This window comes from Ilumatobacter nonamiensis YM16-303, assembly GCF_000350145.1.
GTDB classification, from domain to species: Bacteria; Actinomycetota; Acidimicrobiia; order Acidimicrobiales; family Ilumatobacteraceae; genus Ilumatobacter_A; species Ilumatobacter_A nonamiensis.
Genome location: NZ_BAOL01000040.1, coordinates 1 through 17882 on the forward strand (window position 1 = coordinate 1; position 17882 = coordinate 17882).

At 67.4% G+C, this 17882-nt stretch carries 17 protein-coding genes; 7 read left to right on the forward strand and 10 right to left on the reverse strand.

Annotated elements, in window-relative coordinates:
• Positions 1 to 52: 52 nt before the first annotated feature.
• On the forward strand, positions 53 to 736 hold the full coding sequence (gene rpe / locus ON45_RS05135; protein WP_040492487.1) for a ribulose-phosphate 3-epimerase: 684 nt from the start codon (positions 53 to 55) through the stop codon (positions 734 to 736).
• A gap of 10 nt (positions 737 to 746) precedes the next feature.
• Here rpe and ON45_RS05140 read toward each other — a convergent pair whose 3' ends face one another.
• A complete protein-coding gene (locus tag ON45_RS05140; protein WP_040492488.1) occupies positions 747 to 1373 on the reverse strand; it encodes a GNAT family N-acetyltransferase in 627 nt (208 codons plus the stop codon).
• Positions 1374 to 1423: 50 nt separating this feature from the next.
• Between ON45_RS05140 and ON45_RS05145 the strand changes: the two genes are divergently transcribed.
• From ON45_RS05145 to ON45_RS21090, 4 genes are read left to right on the forward strand one after another with little or no spacing between them, the layout of a single operon-like run.
• On the forward strand, positions 1424 to 2422 hold the full coding sequence (locus tag ON45_RS05145) for a mevalonate kinase family protein (RefSeq protein WP_040492489.1): 999 nt from the start codon (positions 1424 to 1426) through the stop codon (positions 2420 to 2422).
• Between the two features lie 34 nt (positions 2423 to 2456).
• Positions 2457 to 5516 carry a PD-(D/E)XK nuclease family protein gene (locus tag ON45_RS05150; RefSeq protein WP_158412201.1) on the forward strand — a complete coding sequence of 1020 codons (3060 nt, stop codon included), beginning with the start codon at positions 2457 to 2459 and terminating at the stop codon, positions 5514 to 5516.
• Complete coding sequence (locus tag ON45_RS05155) at positions 5509 to 8883, forward strand: UvrD-helicase domain-containing protein (protein ID WP_158412204.1); 3375 nt, start codon at positions 5509 to 5511, stop codon at positions 8881 to 8883. The genes ON45_RS05150 and ON45_RS05155 overlap by 8 nt, the downstream gene beginning before the upstream one ends.
• Before the next feature lie 57 nt (positions 8884 to 8940).
• Positions 8941 to 9801 carry an alpha/beta fold hydrolase gene (locus tag ON45_RS21090; RefSeq protein ID WP_051062506.1) on the forward strand — a complete coding sequence of 287 codons (861 nt, stop codon included), beginning with the start codon at positions 8941 to 8943 and terminating at the stop codon, positions 9799 to 9801.
• Between the two features lie 23 nt (positions 9802 to 9824).
• Here the strand turns inward: ON45_RS21090 and ON45_RS05165 are convergent, their stop codons facing one another.
• Positions 9825 to 10709 carry a hypothetical protein gene (locus ON45_RS05165; RefSeq protein WP_040492491.1) on the reverse strand — a complete coding sequence of 295 codons (885 nt, stop codon included), beginning with the start codon at positions 10707 to 10709 and terminating at the stop codon, positions 9825 to 9827.
• Between the two features lie 52 nt (positions 10710 to 10761).
• Entirely contained in the window at positions 10762 to 11589 is an 828-nt protein-coding gene (locus tag ON45_RS05170) for an enoyl-CoA hydratase/isomerase family protein (protein ID WP_040492492.1), read from the reverse strand.
• Here ON45_RS05170 and ON45_RS22965 point away from each other — a divergent pair.
• Positions 11576 to 11722, forward strand: a complete 147-nt coding sequence (locus ON45_RS22965; protein ID WP_158412206.1) for a hypothetical protein — start codon at positions 11576 to 11578, stop codon at positions 11720 to 11722. The genes ON45_RS05170 and ON45_RS22965 overlap by 14 nt on opposite strands.
• 1 nt (position 11723) lies before the next feature.
• Here ON45_RS22965 and ON45_RS05175 read toward each other — a convergent pair whose 3' ends face one another.
• The 6 genes from ON45_RS05175 to rpsP all read right to left on the reverse strand — a co-directional run bounded on the left by ON45_RS05175 (position 11724) and on the right by rpsP (position 14484).
• Positions 11724 to 12107, reverse strand: a complete 384-nt coding sequence (locus ON45_RS05175; RefSeq protein ID WP_051062507.1) for a YraN family protein — start codon at positions 12105 to 12107, stop codon at positions 11724 to 11726.
• Positions 12108 to 12209: 102 nt separating this feature from the next.
• Positions 12210 to 12557, reverse strand: a complete 348-nt coding sequence (rplS, locus tag ON45_RS05180; RefSeq protein ID WP_040492493.1) for a 50S ribosomal protein L19 — start codon at positions 12555 to 12557, stop codon at positions 12210 to 12212.
• A gap of 90 nt (positions 12558 to 12647) precedes the next feature.
• Positions 12648 to 13394 (reverse strand): tRNA (guanosine(37)-N1)-methyltransferase TrmD, encoded by a 747-nt coding sequence (trmD, locus tag ON45_RS05185; RefSeq protein ID WP_040492535.1) that lies wholly within the window; start codon positions 13392 to 13394, stop codon positions 12648 to 12650.
• Between the two features lie 37 nt (positions 13395 to 13431).
• The gene (locus tag ON45_RS05190) at positions 13432 to 13980 is read right to left on the reverse strand and encodes a ribosome maturation factor RimM (protein WP_083914388.1); all 549 of its coding nucleotides are present in this window, start codon (positions 13978 to 13980) and stop codon (positions 13432 to 13434) included.
• Positions 13949 to 14215, reverse strand: a complete 267-nt coding sequence (locus ON45_RS05195; RefSeq protein ID WP_085946507.1) for a KH domain-containing protein — start codon at positions 14213 to 14215, stop codon at positions 13949 to 13951. Before ON45_RS05195 ends, ON45_RS05190 begins: the two co-directional genes overlap by 32 nt.
• Positions 14212 to 14484, reverse strand: a complete 273-nt coding sequence (gene rpsP, locus ON45_RS05200; protein WP_040492539.1) for a 30S ribosomal protein S16 — start codon at positions 14482 to 14484, stop codon at positions 14212 to 14214. Before rpsP ends, ON45_RS05195 begins: the two co-directional genes overlap by 4 nt.
• Positions 14485 to 14600: 116 nt before the next feature.
• Between rpsP and ON45_RS05205 the strand changes: the two genes are divergently transcribed.
• Complete coding sequence (locus ON45_RS05205; RefSeq protein WP_040492495.1) at positions 14601 to 16373, forward strand: SLC13 family permease; 1773 nt, start codon at positions 14601 to 14603, stop codon at positions 16371 to 16373.
• Positions 16374 to 16389: 16 nt separating this feature from the next.
• On the opposite strand, the gene ffh is transcribed toward ON45_RS05205, so the two are convergent.
• Complete coding sequence (gene ffh, locus ON45_RS05210) at positions 16390 to 17835, reverse strand: signal recognition particle protein (RefSeq protein WP_040492496.1); 1446 nt, start codon at positions 17833 to 17835, stop codon at positions 16390 to 16392.
• Positions 17836 to 17882: the final 47 nt, after the last annotated feature.

Consider the following 17882-nt stretch of genomic DNA (forward strand, 5'->3'; position numbering starts at 1 on the left):
GCTCCGTGCGCGAACTGTTCACGAGTTGGCCAGGGCTTGTAGCGTGCGGGCGATGGCCCGACCCGTGATGATCGCCCCGTCGGTGCTGCCCGCCGACTTCTCCAAGCTCGGCGAGGAAGTCGCCGCCCTCGAAGCGGCCGGCGTCGACCTGATCCAGTGGGACGTGATGGACGGCCAGTTCGTGCCGAACCTGACATTCGGACCCGATGTGATCAGATCGGCTCGGCAACACTGCTCGGTGCCGTTCGAGGCGCACCTGATGGTCCACACGCCCGACGTGATGGCCGAGAACTACGTCGATGCCGGTTGCTCGCGCCTGATCGTGCACGCCGAGGCCTGCACCCACCTCCACCGCACATGCGGGAACATCAACGAACTCGGCGCCTCGGCAGCCGTCGCGCTCAACCCTGCCACGCCGGTGTCCGCGGTCGAGCACGTCCTCGACCTGATCGACCTCGTGCTGGTGATGACCGTGAACCCCGGTTTCGGCGGTCAGGCCTACATCTCCACGATGGAGCCGAAGATCGCGGAGGTCCGGACGATGTTGGAAGCCGCCGGCCGAGCCGACGACGTGCACATCGAGGTCGACGGCGGGATCGGACCCACCACGATCGCCGGTGCGGCGGCGGCCGGCGCGAACGTGCTCATCGCGGGAAGTGCGCTGTATCGCGATCCGGAGGGTCTGGAACACGCCGTGTCGGACCTGCGGGCGCGCGCCGAAGCCGCCCGCAGCTGACCCACTCCGGTCATCGGGGCTGTCGATCCATCCCCCACATGTGCGGGCCGACCTCGGACGTTGGATCGCCGTCCCACGACGAGAAACGATGGAGGTGCTCACCGGTCGGGACGTCGAACTCCGCCTCGACCTCGAACCCGTGTCGACGGTAGTAGGCGACGTTCACGAGCGTCTCGGTCTCGAGGTGGCAGAGCAGCCCCTCGCGGTCGGCACGCTCGAACATCACGCCCATCAGCGCGCCACCGAGTCCCTGGCGCTGCCAATCCGGATGCGTCGCGAGCAACTGGAGATACCAGTGCGGCTCCTCGGGAGTGTGCTCGTTCAACAACGGACCGATGATCTCGAAACGCTGGAGCAGTTCGGGTGACGGTGGAGCGACGGGAGGATCGGCTTCACTCGTCGACTCCGGTCGACCCGGTGGGATCCACACCGCCAAGGCGCTCACGTCGTCCGTGCACCACACTTCGTCGTGGTCGAGCCAACCGGTCATCGCCCCACGCAAGACCTCACCGCCGTCCTCGAGATACGCCTCGTCATCCGGGTGCAGCCAACGCATCACCGGGTCGTCCGCGAACGCGCGCATGGCCGTCACACAGAGTTGACGAAGGTCGGAGCGTGTGGCGCGACGAATCTGCATCGACCCAACGTACGCAACCCGTCCTGGCCGACAGTGATACAACGAGTTCGATGACCGCAGCCGACAGGACCTCGACTGCGTCCTGTCCGGCGCGAGCCGCGCTCGCGGGGAATCCGTCGGACGGGCACGGCGGCGCGGTGGTCGCGATGACCGTCAACCGCTTGAACGCGACCGTCGAGGTCACGGACGCCGACGTGTTCCGCATCGACGGAACGATCCCGACGTTCCGATCCGTCGACCAGATGGCGGAGTACGTCACCTCCGTCCCCACCGACATCGACCACCCGCTCATCCCCGCCGCGCTGATCGCTCTTCGAGAACACCTCGGAGCCGATCTGCAACCCGTCGCCATCGAGCTCGAGACGACGATCCCGCGCTCGGTCGGGCTCGCGGGGTCGAGTGCGATCATCATCGCAACGCTGCGTGCGATCGCCAGGCATCGCCCACACGAGAGTTGGTCGAGACGACTCGACGACGATCCGTCGCTCCTCGCGTCGCTGGCGCTCGCAGCGGAACGAGACGTGCTCGGCATCGCGGCGGGCCTGCAGGACCGGGTGGTCCAGTCGTTCGGCGGGACCGTCGCGATGGAATTCGGCGAGGCCCACCTCCGCACGATCGACCGCCTCGCGGCCGGAACGTACCGATCCCTCGCCGCACCACCCGGCGCGCTCGCGATCGCCTATCGCCCCGACACCGGCGGCGACAGCGGCGCGGTCCATCGCCGCCCGGAAGGAACCGACCCCGCATTCGTCGCGACGATGGCCGAATCCGCCGAGCAGGCACGTCGGGCGTTCCGGGCGATCGATGCGGCAGATCGCGTGGCGCTCGGTCGAGCGATGGACGCAACGTTCGACCTGCGCGCCTCGGTCATGGATCTCGACGTGCGACACGTGCAGATGATCGAGGTCGCTCGGGCCCACGGAGCGTCGGCCAACTACACGGGCTCGGGTGGTGCCGTGGTGGTGCTCGCTGCCGACCAGGAATCACTCGCACCGATCTGCGCTGCGCTCCGGCACGACCTCGGGTGTCTCACCGTTCCGATCCCCTGAAACTCTGGAGCACCCCGTCCCTACCATGGCACGGGTGACCTTCCAGCCTCTGATCTGCTCGCCATCCGCGGCGCTCTCGACGCTGGCAACCGCGATCGCACAGGCGAAGGGGTCTGATCCGCTTGCGTCGGTGACGGTCGTCGTGCCCACGAATGTCGCCGGCGTCATGGCGCGGCGAGCGCTCGGTTCCGATTCGGGGATCCTCCGGGTCGACATGGTCACGATCAATCGGCTGGCCGAGTTGCTCGCCGGTCCGTCGCTTGCTCACGACAAGCGCCAGCCGGTCTCCACCCCGCTCCTGGAACTCACCGTGCGGCGGGTCCTCGACGAGGCGCCGGGGAGCTACGGCGTCGTTGCGCATCACCCCGCCACGGTGGTGGCGCTTCGCGAGTTGCATCAAGAGCTCCGGCTCGCCGGCGAGTCGGGAGCCGAGCTGCTCGCCCAGAGCGCTCGTGGCCGAGAGGCGGTCCGGGTGAGCCGCGCGGTGACCCGGATTCTCCAACGTCGATGGTACGACGAGGCCGACCTCCTGGCCGGGGCGACCGACCGCCTCAGGTCCGAACAGGTTCCCGGGCTGGACCGAGTCGTGCTCTATCTCCCCGCGCCGTTCGACGCGCTCGGATCCGAGTTCGTCCGCCAACTCTCGACCGACCGTGTCGTCCACCTGGTCACCGCACTCACCGGGAACCGGACCGCCGACCACGAACAGCACCGCCTGCTCGAACAGCTCGGGATCTCGATCCGCGAGGACGACACGGAGCCGGTCGAACACCGGGCCAGGCCCGCTCGGGTCGTCTCCACCACCGACGCCGACGACGAGGTCCGAGTCGCCGTCCGCACGATCATCGACGCGGCCCGTGGCGCCGTCACCGGCGACCCGGTCCCGTTCGAACGCATCGCCGTGCTGTGGCCGACGCAGCAGCCCTACGCCCGGCTCGTCGAGCACCACCTCAACGCGGATGGAATCCCGTGGAACGGGCGAAGTGGTACCGAACTCACCGAACGCATCGCGCCACGGTTCCTGCTCGACCTGCTCGCCGTCGACCGTCGCGGCCTCCAACGGCGCTCGCTCTTCGAACTCCTCGCCGACGTCCCCGCCAAGGGCGCCGACGGTCTCACGCTGCCCACCGCCGAGTGGGAGCGGGTGAGCCGACGCGCCGGCGTGAGCCGTGACGAAGACTGGCTTCCACGCCTCGGCGCGCTCAGCGAACACAAGCGCTGGGGTCCGCCGGCCACGTCGCTCCGCGAGTTCATCGTCGAACTGCGCAGCATCCTCGGCCACCCTCAGGCGACGCGGACCTGGGCCGAGTGGGTCGACTGGTGCGATGAGCAACTCGCCTCCCGGCTCGGGTCCAATGCCATCGCCCACCTGAGTGACTCCGAGTACCGCGCATGGGAAGCGCTGGTGAGTGCGCTCGAGCGCCTGAAGTTCCTCGACACGGTGGCCGAACCGGTCACGCGCTCCGAGTTCCGCACGGTGCTCGAGAACGAACTCGCCGACGCCGCAGTGCGCGACGGCAGGATCGGAACCGGCGTCGCGATCGGTTCACTGGCGTCGGCAGGAGGGCTGGTCATCGACGTCGCGATCGTGCTCGGCGCCGCAGAGGGTCTCCTGCCTCCCAGCCCACGGACCGATCCGCTGCTCAGCGCAGCCGATCGGGAGCGAGCCGGGTTGGCATCCGCCGATCAACGGGCGCATCGCCTCCACCACGAGTTCGTCTCCACGCTCGGCTCCGCCCACACGGTGGTCACCATGCCACGTGGCGACCTTCGGTCCACCACCGTGAACCAGGCGTCCCACTGGATCCCCGCCGAGGAGGCAGGTGAATCGCCCGACATCGACGAGGTCGATTCGTCGACGCTCGGACTTCAGCAGTTGCCGTTCGCTCCGTGCGAGCGCGAACGACGCCTCCGAGACCGTCTCCGCCACGTTGCGGCCACCGGGCTGCTCACCCACGGCGACACGATGGTCGACGACATCACGACGCGACGCGGGTTGGCGTTGGTCGAGGCACGTCGCGGCGAAACGCTCAGCGAGTTCGACGGCGACCTCTCGCTTATCGATCTCCCGACGTTGTCCGTGCCGACGGGCTCCGGCTTCGACCCGCGCCGGTCGATTTCACCCACACAGATCCAGCAATGGGTGTCGTGCCCGCACGGCTACTTCGTGCACTACCTCCTCGGCGTCTCGCCGGTCGACGAGCCCGACAGCCAGCTCAGCATCAACGCACTCGACCGCGGATCGCTCCACCACGACGCGCTCGATGCGCTGCACCGTGATGTTCTCAGCGGAGTGCTGCCTCAGCCGACCGACACCGGTTGGACCGATGAACATCGCCAGGCACTCGAGGCCCACTTCGACACCGCCTGTGCCGACGCCGAACGCCTGGGTCGAACCGGTCGACCGGCCGTCTGGGCATCCGAGCGCGAACGCATGCACCGCGACCTGTTCGGATGGTTCGAGCGTGACAGCGAGGAGAATCGAGCGCGAGGAATCACGATCATCGGGTCGGAGCTGCGCTTCCCCGACGGGTCCGACGAAGACGCTGCAGCGGTCGTCCTCGCTCTCCCCGGAGACCGTCAGCTCCCGGTGCGGGGTTCGATCGACCGCCTCGACCGGCGGCGCGACGGCGGCCTGATCGTCACCGACCACAAGACCGGCGGCGTCGGACGATACAAGAAGCTGTCCGCCGCGGATCCCACGCTCGACGGAACCGTCTTCCAGCTCCCCACCTACGCTGCGGCGGCACGTGCCGTGACCGAGGGGGCGAACGACCGCGTGCTCGCCGAGTACTCGATGTTCGGGCGGGGCAAGTACGAACGGTTCGGCATCGAGTTCGACGACGAGGTCTGGTCGGTCGTCGGCGAGCACCTCGGCGACGTGATCGACGGCATCGAGTCCGGCTGGTTTCCGCAGGTGCCGCAGGCACCCGGCTTTCGGATGTGGGTCGACTGTCACTACTGCGAACCCGACGAACTCGGAACGACCGATGCTTTCGAACGCTGGACCGCCAAACGATCCGATGAGCGGATCGCCCGCTGGTTCGGCCCCGACGTCCAGGACGATCCCGACGGAGTCACCTCCGATGACTGATCAGATGACGCCGCCCCCGGACGAGAGCGACCGCATTCGCATCCGCTCCGACCTGGACTCCACCCTCTTCGTCGAGGCCGGCGCGGGCGCGGGCAAGACCTCGTCGCTCGTGCAGCGCGTCGTGAACCTGGTCGAGTCGGGCGTCCCCATCGTCGGAATCGCAGCGATCACGTTCACCGAGAAGGCCGCTGCCGAACTGCGCACCCGTGTCCGCCGCGAGCTCACTCAGCGAGACTCCGCCGAATCCTCACGGGCGCTCATGGACCTCGACCACGCGCCGATCGGCACACTCCACGCGTTCGCGCGGCGGATCCTCAACGACTTCCCCATCGAGGCGAGCCTGCCACCCGGCTTCGGCGTCCTCGACGAACTCGAGAGCAACCTTCGCTTCGACGACGAGTGGACCGAACTGCTCGACACGCTGCTGAACGAGCCGAACCCGGCCAGCCCACTCGACGGTGGTCGTGTGCTGGTCGAGCTCTGCGACTTCGAGAACTTCGGCGTCGACAAGGACCTCAAGCGGGTTGCCATCGACTTCCGCTACAACTGGGACCTCGTCGAGTCGTTCGTCGACCGCTCCGATCCCGGACCGTTCGTACTTCCGTTGGCTCCGGTCATCGATGAGGCGCGCGACCTCGGACGGACCGAGACGCCTCCGGGCGACAAACAGGCGGCGCTGGTCGCCACGATCGCCGCTGCAGCCGAGGAGCTCGCGTCCGCCGGCCAACTGTCGGTTCAGCTCGAGCTCCTCACGGCGCTGGCCAAGACGATCGGCAAGCCCGACCGGAAGGGGTCGAAGGCGAACTGGAAAGCACTCGGAGAAGCCGCACTCCACGAACTCCGCGACCGCGAAGCCGACCTCGTCGAACGGATCGAGACCACGCTCGACCAGGTTCGTCGCTACCGGAAGCGGCTGGCGGGAGCGATCTGTGGGCGCTTCGTCCTCGACGCTGCAGCGAGCCGGGTCGACGCCGGCGTCCTCGACTTCCACGATCTGCTGGTGCGCGCCCGCCGGTTGCTCGCCACCGACGCCACCGTGCGCGCGGCTCTCCACGACCGCTATCCCCGGGTGCTGCTCGACGAGTTCCAGGACACCGACCCGATTCAGCTCGAGATCGCCGTGCGCCTCACCGCGGACCCGTCCGATGCGGGCCAGGACGGCGACTGGCGCAGCCTCACGCCGATCCCCGGCCGGCTGTTCATCGTCGGCGATCCGAAGCAATCGATCTACCGGTTCCGTCGAGCGGACATCAAGCAATACCTCCAGGCCGCCGATCAGGTCGGCGCCGACACGGCTCGGCTGACCGCCAACTTCCGTTCCACTTCGTCGGTGATCTCCTTCACGAACGACGTCTTCGGTCGGATGATCACCGAACAGACCGACACCCAACCGGGGTTCCAGACCCTCGATGCGTGCCGCGACGACCGGCTGCTGCATCACGGGTCGGTCTCCGTGTTGGGAGCGGAGCACCACGAGGACCTGGCCGACAAGACCTGGGTCGGAGAAACGGGTGCCGCCGACGAACTGCGGCGACGTGAGGCGGTCGACGTGGTCGGTGCGGTCACCACGGCACTCGACGAGGGCTGGCAGGTCGTCGACGAGGACACCAAGCAACTGCGTCCGTGCCGACCCGGCGACATCTGCATCCTGCTTCCCACCCGACTCTCCCTCCCCGCGCTCGAGGCTGCGCTCCGTTCGATCGAGGTGCCGTATCGTGCCGAGAACGCATCGGTGGTCTACGCCAGCGCCGAGGTCCGCGACCTGCTGATCGCACTGCGCGCCGCCGACGATCCGACCGACGAGCTCGCGCTCGTCGCCGCGCTGCGCTCACCGCTGTACGCGTGCAGTGATGTCGAACTGTGGGAGTGGAAGCAGGCCGGCGGTACGTGGGGCATGTTCCGCTCACCACCGGAGGGCCTCGACGAGCATCCGGTCGCAGAGTCGATCCGCCACATCCGATCGTTGAACGCTCGCGTACCCGTCCTGGGCGCGGCCGACCTGCTGAGCGCTCTGGCCGAGGAGCGCCGGGTCTTCGACGTCGCCCTGGCCAGCACCGACGCGCGCGACGTGTGGCGTCGGTTGCGCTTCGTGATCGACCAGGCCCGCGCATGGGCCGATGCCGGAGGTCGAGGCATCCGCCGCTACCTCGCATGGGCGCGGTTGCAGGCCTCCGACGCGCAGGTGTCCGAGACGATCCTCCCCGAGCGCGACCACGACGCTGTGCGGATCATGACGATCCACGCGTCGAAGGGACTCGAATTCCCGATCACCGTGGTGAGCGGTATGACCACCCAGCCCAACCGACGTCGAGGGGTGCAAGTCGTCTGGCACGACGACGAATGGCACCTCACCGGTCGCGGCGACGACGGCAGCTTCGCCGATGTCAAGCCGATCGACGAGCTGATGAGCGACGCCGAGCGTCGTCGCCTGCTCTACGTGGCGTGCACGCGCGCCGTCGACCACCTGGTGGTCTCCCTGCATCGCAAATCCGCCGACGACCACGTTCCGAATCAGGGCGCCGAGGGCTACACCTCGGCCGAGCTGCTGTTCCACTGCGATGCCGCCGGCGACGCGTCGGGCTCGATCGCTCGCACCTTCACGGCGGTTGAGGTCGCTCGCTCCGGCACCCACGACGCTCCCGACCCGGTCGACGACATCGAGGCCTGGCGCGCCGAACTGTCGGCGGTGACCGCACACGCCCGTCGGCGAAGTGCCGTTGCCGCCACGCGCTTGGCCGACGAGGTGCGACTGTTGCGGGATCGAGAGCGCGAGGACGATCCGGGGCTCGACAAACAGCCGGTCAACATCGATCTTCCCCCGTGGCAACGTGGGCGTTACGGAACGTCGATCGGTCGGGCGGTTCACGGCACGCTGCAGTTCTGCGACCTCGCGAGCGGCGACGACATCGACGACCTGGCGCTCTCGCAGTGCGCAGCCGAGTCGATCCTCGGACTCGACCGAACCGTGGCGGCGCTCGCCCGTTCGGCGATCGAGGCACCCATCGTGCGTGAGGTCGTCAACGGAGCCGAGCACTGGCGGGAGTTGTTCATCGCCGCGCCCGTCGGCTCGCGCGTGCTGGAGGGCTACATCGACCTGCTCGTGCGCACCGACCGCGGGCTGGTCATCGTCGACTACAAGACCGACAAGTGGTCCGGACCGGTCCAGACCGCCGAGCGGATCGGCCGCTACCGCACGCAGCTGGCCGCGTACGGTGCCGCGCTCGAAGCGACCCTCGACGAAGCGGTGGTCGGCGGGGTCCTCGTGCGCTGTCGAGCAGGTGAGCCGCCGGAGCAGATCGAGATTCCCGACTGGTCGGCCGCTCTCGACGAGGTGCGCTCGATCGTCACCTCCGACCAACTCGTGTGACCGGGCGGCCGACCGAATCTCGGTGCACGCACGGCATCGAGGTGAGAAGATTCGGGCATGGTGTCTCGATCGATCAACGAGACCATGCTCGACGTCGCCGAGGCGGGTGGCGGCGACCCGGTGGTCCTCGTTCACGGGTCCGCGAGTGACGCCCGCACCTGGACCGGCCAGATCGAACCGCTCGCCGAACGGTTTCGGGTCGTCACGTACAGCCGTCGGTCCCACTGGCCGAACGAACCCGCACCCGACGGCGCCACCTACTCGATGTCCGAACACGTCGAGGATCTGGCGGCTCTGGTCCGATCACTCGATATCGGGCCCGCACATGTCGTCGGACACTCCTACGGGGGCGTCGTCGCGCTGACCACGGCGATTCGTCACCCGAGTCTCGTCCGCAGCCTCGTGCTGATCGAGCCGCCGGTGATCGCGCTGTTCCTGAGCGAACCACCGAAGCCATCCGAGATGCTTCGGGTCGTCACCCGCTCACCAGCGCTCGCTCTCGCACTGGTCAGATTCGGCGCGACGGGTGTCGCTCCGGCGAAGAAAGCCGCGAAGCAGAATGACATGGACCACGCCATCCGCAAGTTCGGCACGGCCGTTCTCGGCGCGCAGAGCTTCGCGAACCTCGGTGACGATCGGTGGCAACAGATCCTCGACAACAACATCCGGGCGGAGTACCTGAGTGAGATCTTCGATCCGATGACGGAGACCGAAGTGCGCTCGGTGCAGTCGTCGACACTGCTCGTGTCCGGAGCCGACAGTCCGCGGCTGTGGCGGCTGCTGACCGACCACCTGGATTCGTTGATGGCTCACTCGAGCCGGGTGGAGATCCCCGGAGCGTCGCACATCGTGCACGAGGACAATACGGCCGCGTTCAATCGGCACCTCGTCGAGTTCTTGACCGACGCCGCCCGCTGACCGCTGGGTCGCTGCGACGCGGCCTACACGTCGATCAGTTTGGACTCGGCTCGATCGCTGTCCGCCGCGTCATCGTCCGCGTCCGCGACGTCGTCGTCATCATCGATGTCGTCGATGTCCAACCCGAGGCGGTGTGCCTCGGTGTCACTCACGTGCCGACGAACCCGCGCAGCACGGTGATCACCCGTCGGCATCACGGCCGCCCGACCGAGCGCGAAGATCCCCCGGAACCCGAGATCGATTCCCCGTCGCAGGAGCACCAAGCCGATGAGGACGACACCGACGATCGCTGCCGGTACCGCGATCGTCGACAGCAACAGTCGCTTGTCATCGAGCAACGGGGTGAACAGACTCGATTCGATCGGCGTCCCGTCGACGTTGATCGTCTGCACCGGATCGTCGACGACCGGACAGATCACCTCGGTGTCCTCCAACCCGACGACGGCGTCCCCGCCGAACAACGGGGATTCCGGCGCCACCTTCGACGCGAGGGCGCCGATGTTCGCGTCGACAGCCGCCGAGACGAGCACCTGATCGTCGATGTCGATGTACTGCGAGTCGGGTCCGTAGCGGACGTCGATCACCCCGTCGACCGCGTACGGGATCGCGCTTCCTGCACGGACGTGATCGATCTGGAAACGGACGGTGCCCTTCTCGACGAACTCGTCCTTGGCGAGCACCGTGCCGACGAATGCCAACTCGGCGGGTTCCGGCGCGGGGCAACCGGAGGGAATCTGGATCAGCGCCGACGGTGGTGTCACGAAGTCGGTCGCAGGGGACGGAGCCGGCGCCGGTTCGGACGGCGTCGCCGGCTCCGCCGGGGGCGGTGGCTCCGGTGCCGCGGCGGCCGGTGATGCTCCCACGACGGCCGCAGCCAGTCCGACGAGCACCACCTTCCACCAGTTCACGTTGACGAGGCTAACGACACCGCTCACGCCGGTGGCGGCACTCGTTCGGGTTTCAGCGACCGGTGAAGTTCGGGTCGCGCTTCTCGACGAAGGCGCGCATCGCCTCCGCGGTGTCGGCCGTCGAGAAATTCACGGTCTGCGAGAGCCCCTCGTCGTCGAGGGCCTCCTCGAGGGTCACGTTCATCGAGTTGTTCAGCAGGCGCTTCGTCATCGCGAGCGCGATCGGCGGACCAGCCGCGAGCCGCGCCGCCCAGTCGTCGACGAACGCGTCGAGGTCGCCGCTCGGAACGATGCGATTGACGAGACCGATCGACTCGGCCTCCTTGGCGTCGATGACCTCGGCCAGGAGGGCCAGCTCCTTCGCCTTGTGCAGTCCGATTCGTCGCGGCAGCAGGAACGAACCGCCGAAGTCGACGCTCAGTCCACGCCGAGCGAAGATCTCGGAATAGCGGGATGTCTCGTCACCGACCACGAGGTCGCACGACAACGCCATGTTGAGTCCGGCTCCGACCGCCACACCACGCACCTTCGCAATGGTGGGTTGACGCAACCGGTTGAGCGTCAAGCAGATGTCGGTGATGTGACGCATCGACGCGAGCTGGTGCTTGGGGGGCGCAGCCGCTTGCTCCGACGACTCGTCGGATGAGTTGGTCGTCTCGTCCATCCCGCCGACATCGGCGCCCGAACAGAAGTCGCCCTCGGCCCCGGTGAGGACCAACACCCGGTCCGTCGTGCTGTCGTCGATCTCGCGGAACACGTCGAGCAGTTCGTTCCACATCACCCCGCTCGCAGCGTTCTTGCGGTGCGGTCGGTTCATCGTGACGGTCACGATGCCCTCCTCGCGCTCGACGATGATGGTCTCTCGGGTGTCAGTGGCCATGTTGGCGACGATACTGAGGATCGTGGGCTACAACCCGTATCGGAAGTTCAAGGCGCGCTCGAGCGACTACGTCCTCGTGGCGTGCGCCGTTCTCGTCGCCATCGCCCTCGTCGCCTGGGCCTTCCTCGGCTGAATCAGAAGGCGGCTTCGATCACCTGGATGCGCACGCCGGTGATCGCGACGACATCGAAGCGCACCCCGCCACGGGGGCGTCGATGTGCGTCGAGGTACTCGATCGCGAGCTGACGGATGCGGCGCTGTTTCGTGGGGCCGACCGCCGCTGCGGCGGGACCGTATCGATCGGAGCGCCGCGCCTTCACCTCGCTGAACACGATGATTCCGTCGCGTTCGACGATCAGGTCGAGTTCACCCGACGGTGATCGCCAGTTGCGGTCGAGGACGTCATAGCCGAGCCGCCGATAGTGAGCGGCGGCGAGGTCCTCGCCCCACTGTCCACGGGCGCGTTTCGACAGGTCGTGTGGAGCCGGTACCGGCTCGCGTGGGGATGAAGAGTGCATCGACGGTCCTTTCGTCGTGGACGACGGGCCGGAACGGCCGAACGGACGCTCGTGCGTCGATGCGATGTCGATGTGATCGCGTGGCGTGCACGCGATCGGCGCTCAGAAGTCGCGCTTCTCGCGGATCTTCGTGGCCTTGCCCTTGCGGTCACGCAGGTAGTACAGCTTGGCCCGACGGACGTCGCCGCGCTTGACGACCTCGATCTTCTGCACGGTCGGCGCGTGGAGCGGGAACGTCCGCTCGACTCCGACGCCGTAGCTGAGCTTGCGGACCGTGTAGGTCTCCTGCAACCCGCCACCCTGACGAGCGATCACGTCGCCCTGGAAGATCTGGACGCGCTCCTTGCCGCCCTCGACGACGCGCACGTGCACCTTCAGCTCGTCGCCCGCCTGAAAGTCGGGAATGTCGTCACGAATCGAATCGGAATCGATGAAGTCGGTGGCTTGCATGGCGTCTACCTGCTGGGTCGAGTCGAAAGATGTGCCCGCGACCGTCGGATCACTGGCTGTCTGCGTTGCCCACCGGTCCCGGTGGGCCGGTCAATGATACGGGTCAGGAGGGAACTCTTCCAACAGCGACTGTTCGTCCACGGTCACACCGCCTCGCGACTCGACGAGATCGGGACGCTCGCGGATCGTGCGATGCAGCCGTTGCGCTTGGCGATATCGCTCGATTCGGGCGTGATCGCCGCTGCGGAGGACCTCGGGAACGTCCCAGCCACGAAACTCGAGCGGCCGGGTGTACTGCGGTTCCTCGAGGAGTCCGGATGCACCGAAACTCTCGGTGATCGGGCTCTGTGTGTTGCCCATCGCTCCCGCTCGCAGGCGGGTGACCGCCTCGATGATGAGGCACGCTGCGACCTCGCCGCCGCTGAGCACCACGTCCCCGATGCTCACCTCGTCGTCGACGAGGTGGCGTCGGACACGATGGTCGACTCCCTCGTAGCGGCCGCACAGCAGGCTGAATCCACCCGTCGTCTCCGCCAGGTCACCGAGCTCGGCCGCCATCGACTGGTCGAAGCGCCGTCCACCGGGGCTCAGGAGCAACAGCGGACGGGGAGGATCGTTCGCTTCGACCGAGGCGAAGATCGGGTCCGGCTTCATCACCATGCCCGCTCCCCCACCGTACGGAGCGTCGTCGACGGTCCGATGGACGTCGGTCGCCTGGTCACGGATGTCGTGGCAACGCAGGTCGAGCACCCCGCCGGATCGCGCCTTGCCGAGCAGACTCTCGGCGCAGAACTGATCGACGAGATCGGGGAAGAGTGAGAAGACGTCGATCCGCAGCGTCGCCGACGAGGACGAAGCTGCGCCGGACGCCGATTCAGTCATCGTTCAGCTCGAACAGCCCGTCGGGCACATCGACCGTGATCGTGCCGTCCGCGGCGGTCACGACGAAGTTCGCGGGAACGAGCGCACCGGTGTCGGTCTCGATGATCTCCGCGGCAGGGTTCTCGAGGACCGCGGTGCAGACTCCCCGATCGATGCCGTCCTGGTCGACCACCCGTTGACCGATCAACTCGTGAACCCAGAGGGCTGACGGATCGTCGATCGGCGCGGCGAACAGCTCGACGTTGGTCCACTTCTCGGCGTCGGTCCGATCGGCGATCTGCTCGAACCGAGCGATGATCCGGCCGTTTCCGAGCACGCGACTCGACACGACGGACAGCATCTGCCCACGGGCGAAGAGTTCGGCACCGGCGTCGACGCGTTCGCGACGATCGGTGGTCAGCTGGACGAAGATGTCGCCCTTCAGGCCGTGCGGTCGCCGCAAGTGCCCGATGGTGAGCCAACCAGCCGGTGGTGTGTCCTGGCGGCCTGACGGCCTCATCGGAACGCGCTCAGTCGAGGAACTCGATGTCGATCTCGACATCGTCCTTGCTCGCAGCCGCCCGGGTGACGGTGCGGATGCTTGCAGCGGTGCGCCCACGGCGGCCGATGACGCGACCGAGGTCGCCGTCGCCCACGCGGACGTTCAGCGCCGGACGGTTGCCCGACTCGTCGACCTCGACGGTGACGGCATCGGGATCATCGACGATCGACTTGACGATGTGGGTCAGGACCGCAACCGCGGTGCCGGCGAACTCGTTGTTGGCGTCGTCGCTCACTTCGATGCCTTGGAGGCTTCGAACTGCTCCTGCGCTCCCGAGATCTTGATGATCTTGGCGACGCGCTCGGTCGGCTGCGCACCCTCGCTCAGCCACTTCACGATCTTGTCGTTGTCGACGTTGATCAGCGAGGGCTCCTCGCGGGGGTTGTACTGGCCGAGAATCTCGATGAAACGGCCGTCGCGGGGCGAGCGGGAGTCCGCCGCCACGATGCGGTACTGGGGTTGCTTGGTCTTGCCGACACGTGTGAGTCGCAGTTTGACTGCCATCTTGATCGTCACTCCTGGGGATCGAATTCGAGAACGTCGAAAGGCTAGCGGCGACACGATCGTTCCCCTCGTCGGCATCTTCGCTGATCGGCTGGTCAGCGGCTACCGTCGCACCGATGAGCGCCGACTCGTGGATCGCTCTGATCGTCCTCATCGCCACGATCGCCGTGCTCGTCACAGATCGGCTCCCGCCCGTCGTGGTTCTCGGATGTGCGGTCGGTGCGCTGCTGTTCACGGACGTGATCCAGCCCGACGTGGCCCTGAGCGGATTGTCGAGCCCGGCACCCGCCACGATCGCCGCCCTCTACGTGCTCGCCGGCGCGGCCACGGCGACGGGGACCTTCGCCGGGCTGGTCGATCGCACGCTGAACCGACGCGGTGCACTCCCCGCGCTCGCCGGGAGCACGGCGGCGCTCTCCGCGGTCGTACCGAACACTCCCCTGATCGCAATGTTCGCGCCACGCGTCGTCCGCTGGTCGCAACGCACGGGGAACGACGCGTCTCGATATCTGCTCCCGCTGTCGTTCGCCAGCATCCTCGGTGGAGTCGTCACGCTGATCGGCACATCGACCAACCTGGTCGTCTCCGATCTGCTCGAGCAATCCGGAGACGAACCGCTCGGGGTCTTCGAGATCACCGTCGTCGGTCTTCCTGTCGCCGTCGTCGGTGTCGTGGTGTTGTCCACCATCGGCGTCCGTCTGCTCCCCGAGCGGACCGGGATCGCCGACGACCTGGGCCAGCGTGCACGCGAGTTCCAGATGGCCGCGCGGGTCACGACGGGCGGGCCCCTCGTCGGGCGAACGATCGGCGAATCGGGACTCCGAAATCTCGACGGGATCTTCCTGGCGATGATCGAGCGCGGCGGATCCGACGGCGGCGAGATCGCGTCGGTCTCCGCGGCACCCGACACGATGCTCGAGGCGGGTGACGTGTGCTGCTTCGTCGGCGACGCTGCACGGGTCATCGATCTCCACGAACTCGCCGGCCTCGAAGCAACCGAGCAATCACATGTGCTGGGGGCCGAGGGGGCCGGAACGCAGGTGTTCGAGGCCGTGGTCTCGCCCACGTCGCGCCTCGTCGGCCAGTCGCTGCGTTCGGTCGACTTTCGCAGCCGGTACCGCGGGGCGGTGATGGCGATCCACCGCTCCGACGCCACGCTCGGCGGTCAACTCGGACGCATTCCGCTCCGCGCCGGCGACGTGCTGCTCGTGCTCGCCGAGGAGTCGTTCAGCAAGCGGTGGCGGGGAGATGCCGACTTCTCACTCGTCGCCGCCATCAGCGAGCCGCCTCCCGCCCGTCGCAGCCGGAGTTGGCTCGTTGTCACGGCGACGATCGCGATGGTGGCGATCGCGGCAACGGGGTGGTTGTCGCTGTTCGAATCGGCGCTGATCGCCGCAGCCGCCGTGATCCTCGGTGGAGCGATCACGCTGCGCGAAGGCTGGCGCGCCGTGAACCTCAACGTCGTCCTGACGATGGCCGCTGCGATCAGCCTCGGCGCCGGGGTCGCTCAAAGTGGACTCGCGGGCGAGATCGCCGGGCTGGTCGAGCGTTCCGACGATCTCGGCTTCGGCAACGTCGGACTCGTGGTCGCGGTGATGCTCGCGACGCTCGTGATGACCGAGCTGCTCACGAACACCGCGGCGGCAGCCGTGATGTTGCCGATTGCGCTCTCGGTCGCAGCCGACGCCGAGGCCGAACCGCGGATGCTCGCCATCGCGGTGTTGATCGGAGCGTCGTGTTCGTTCCTGTCACCCGTCGGGTATCAGACGAACCTGATGGTGTACGGCCTGGGCGGCTACAAGTTCAGCGACTTCACGCGCGTCGGAGCGCCGCTCACCGTGGCGACCGTGATCACATCGGCGATCATCATCCCCGTCGCGTTCGGCTGACGACCGACGCCCTCGATCAGCGTGGGAGTCCGGGCATCCCGGGGCCACCCGGGCCGCCGGGCATGCCGGGCAGATCCATGTTCTCGAGGTCGAGACCGGCGGGCAGTCCCTGCGGACGCTTCGGGCCGCCCTTGCCCTTCTTCCCCTTCTTGCCACGCTTTCCGCCCGGCATTCCGCCGCCCAGCACGCCCATCTTCTTCATCATCTTCTGCATCTCGTCGAACTGCTTCACGAGACGGTTGACGTCGCCCACCTGGGTGCCGGACCCTGCGGCGATCCGAACGCGCCGACTGCCGTTGATCACCTTCGGGAACGTGCGCTCCTCCATCGTCATCGACCGAATGATCGCTTCGACCGGCTTGAGGTCGTCGTCGTCGATGTTCGCGTCCTTCAGTTCCTTCGGGATGCCCGGCATCATCGACATCAGACTGCCGAGCGAACCCATCTTCTTGATCTGCTGCATCTGGTCGAGGAAGTCGTCGAGGGTGAACTGCCCCTCCATCATCTTCTGCGCGGCCTGTTCGGCCTGGTCCGCTTCGAATGCCTGCTCGGCCTGCTCGATCAGCGTGAGCATGTCGCCCATCCCGAGGATGCGGCTCGCCATCCGGTCGGGGTGGAACTGCTCGAACTCGTTGATCTTCTCGCCCGTGGAAGCGAACGCGATGGGTCGCCCGATCACTTCCTTGACCGACAGCGCGGCGCCACCGCGGGCGTCGCCGTCCATCTTCGACATGATCACGCCATCGATCTTCAGCGTCTCGTGGAACGCTTCGGCGGTCTGCACGGCGTCCTGGCCGGTCATCGCGTCGATCACGAGGAACGTGTAGTCGGGATCGACCGCTCCCGAGATCAACCGGACCTGCTCCATCATCTCGGCGTCGATCGACAAGCGTCCGGCCGTGTCGACGATGAGGACGTCGCGCCCGAGCCGCTTCGCCTCCTCGAGTCCCTGGAAGGCGGTGAGCACCGGATCCTCGGGATCGGAATAGACCGGCACGTCGATCTGGGCGCCGAGCGTACGGAGCTGCTCGACGGCGGCCGGTCGCTGGAGGTCGGCACCGACGAGGAGCGGCTGGCGTCCCTGGGCCTTGAACCAGCTCGCGAGCTTCGCGGTGTTGGTGGTCTTGCCCGAGCCCTGCAGACCGGCCATCAACACCACCGTCGGCGGCTTCGAGGCGAACTGGATCGAGAGGGTTTCGCCACCGAGCGCTCGGGTGAGCTCGTCGTTGACGGCCTTGACGACCTGCTGGCCCGGGTCGAGCGCCTTCGACCGGGTTGCGCCGATCGCGTGCTCGCGGATGCGGTTGCAGACGGACCGGACGACGGTCACGTTGACGTCCGCCTCGAGGAGCGCCGAGCGGATCTCCTTCATCACGTCGTCGACGTCGGACTCCGTGAGGCGGCCCTTGCCGCGGATCTTCTTGACGATGCCTTCGAGCCGGCCGGAGAGATTGTCGAACATACGTCGATCAACGCTACCGGCGACCGTTCCAGGCGTTACGTAACGGG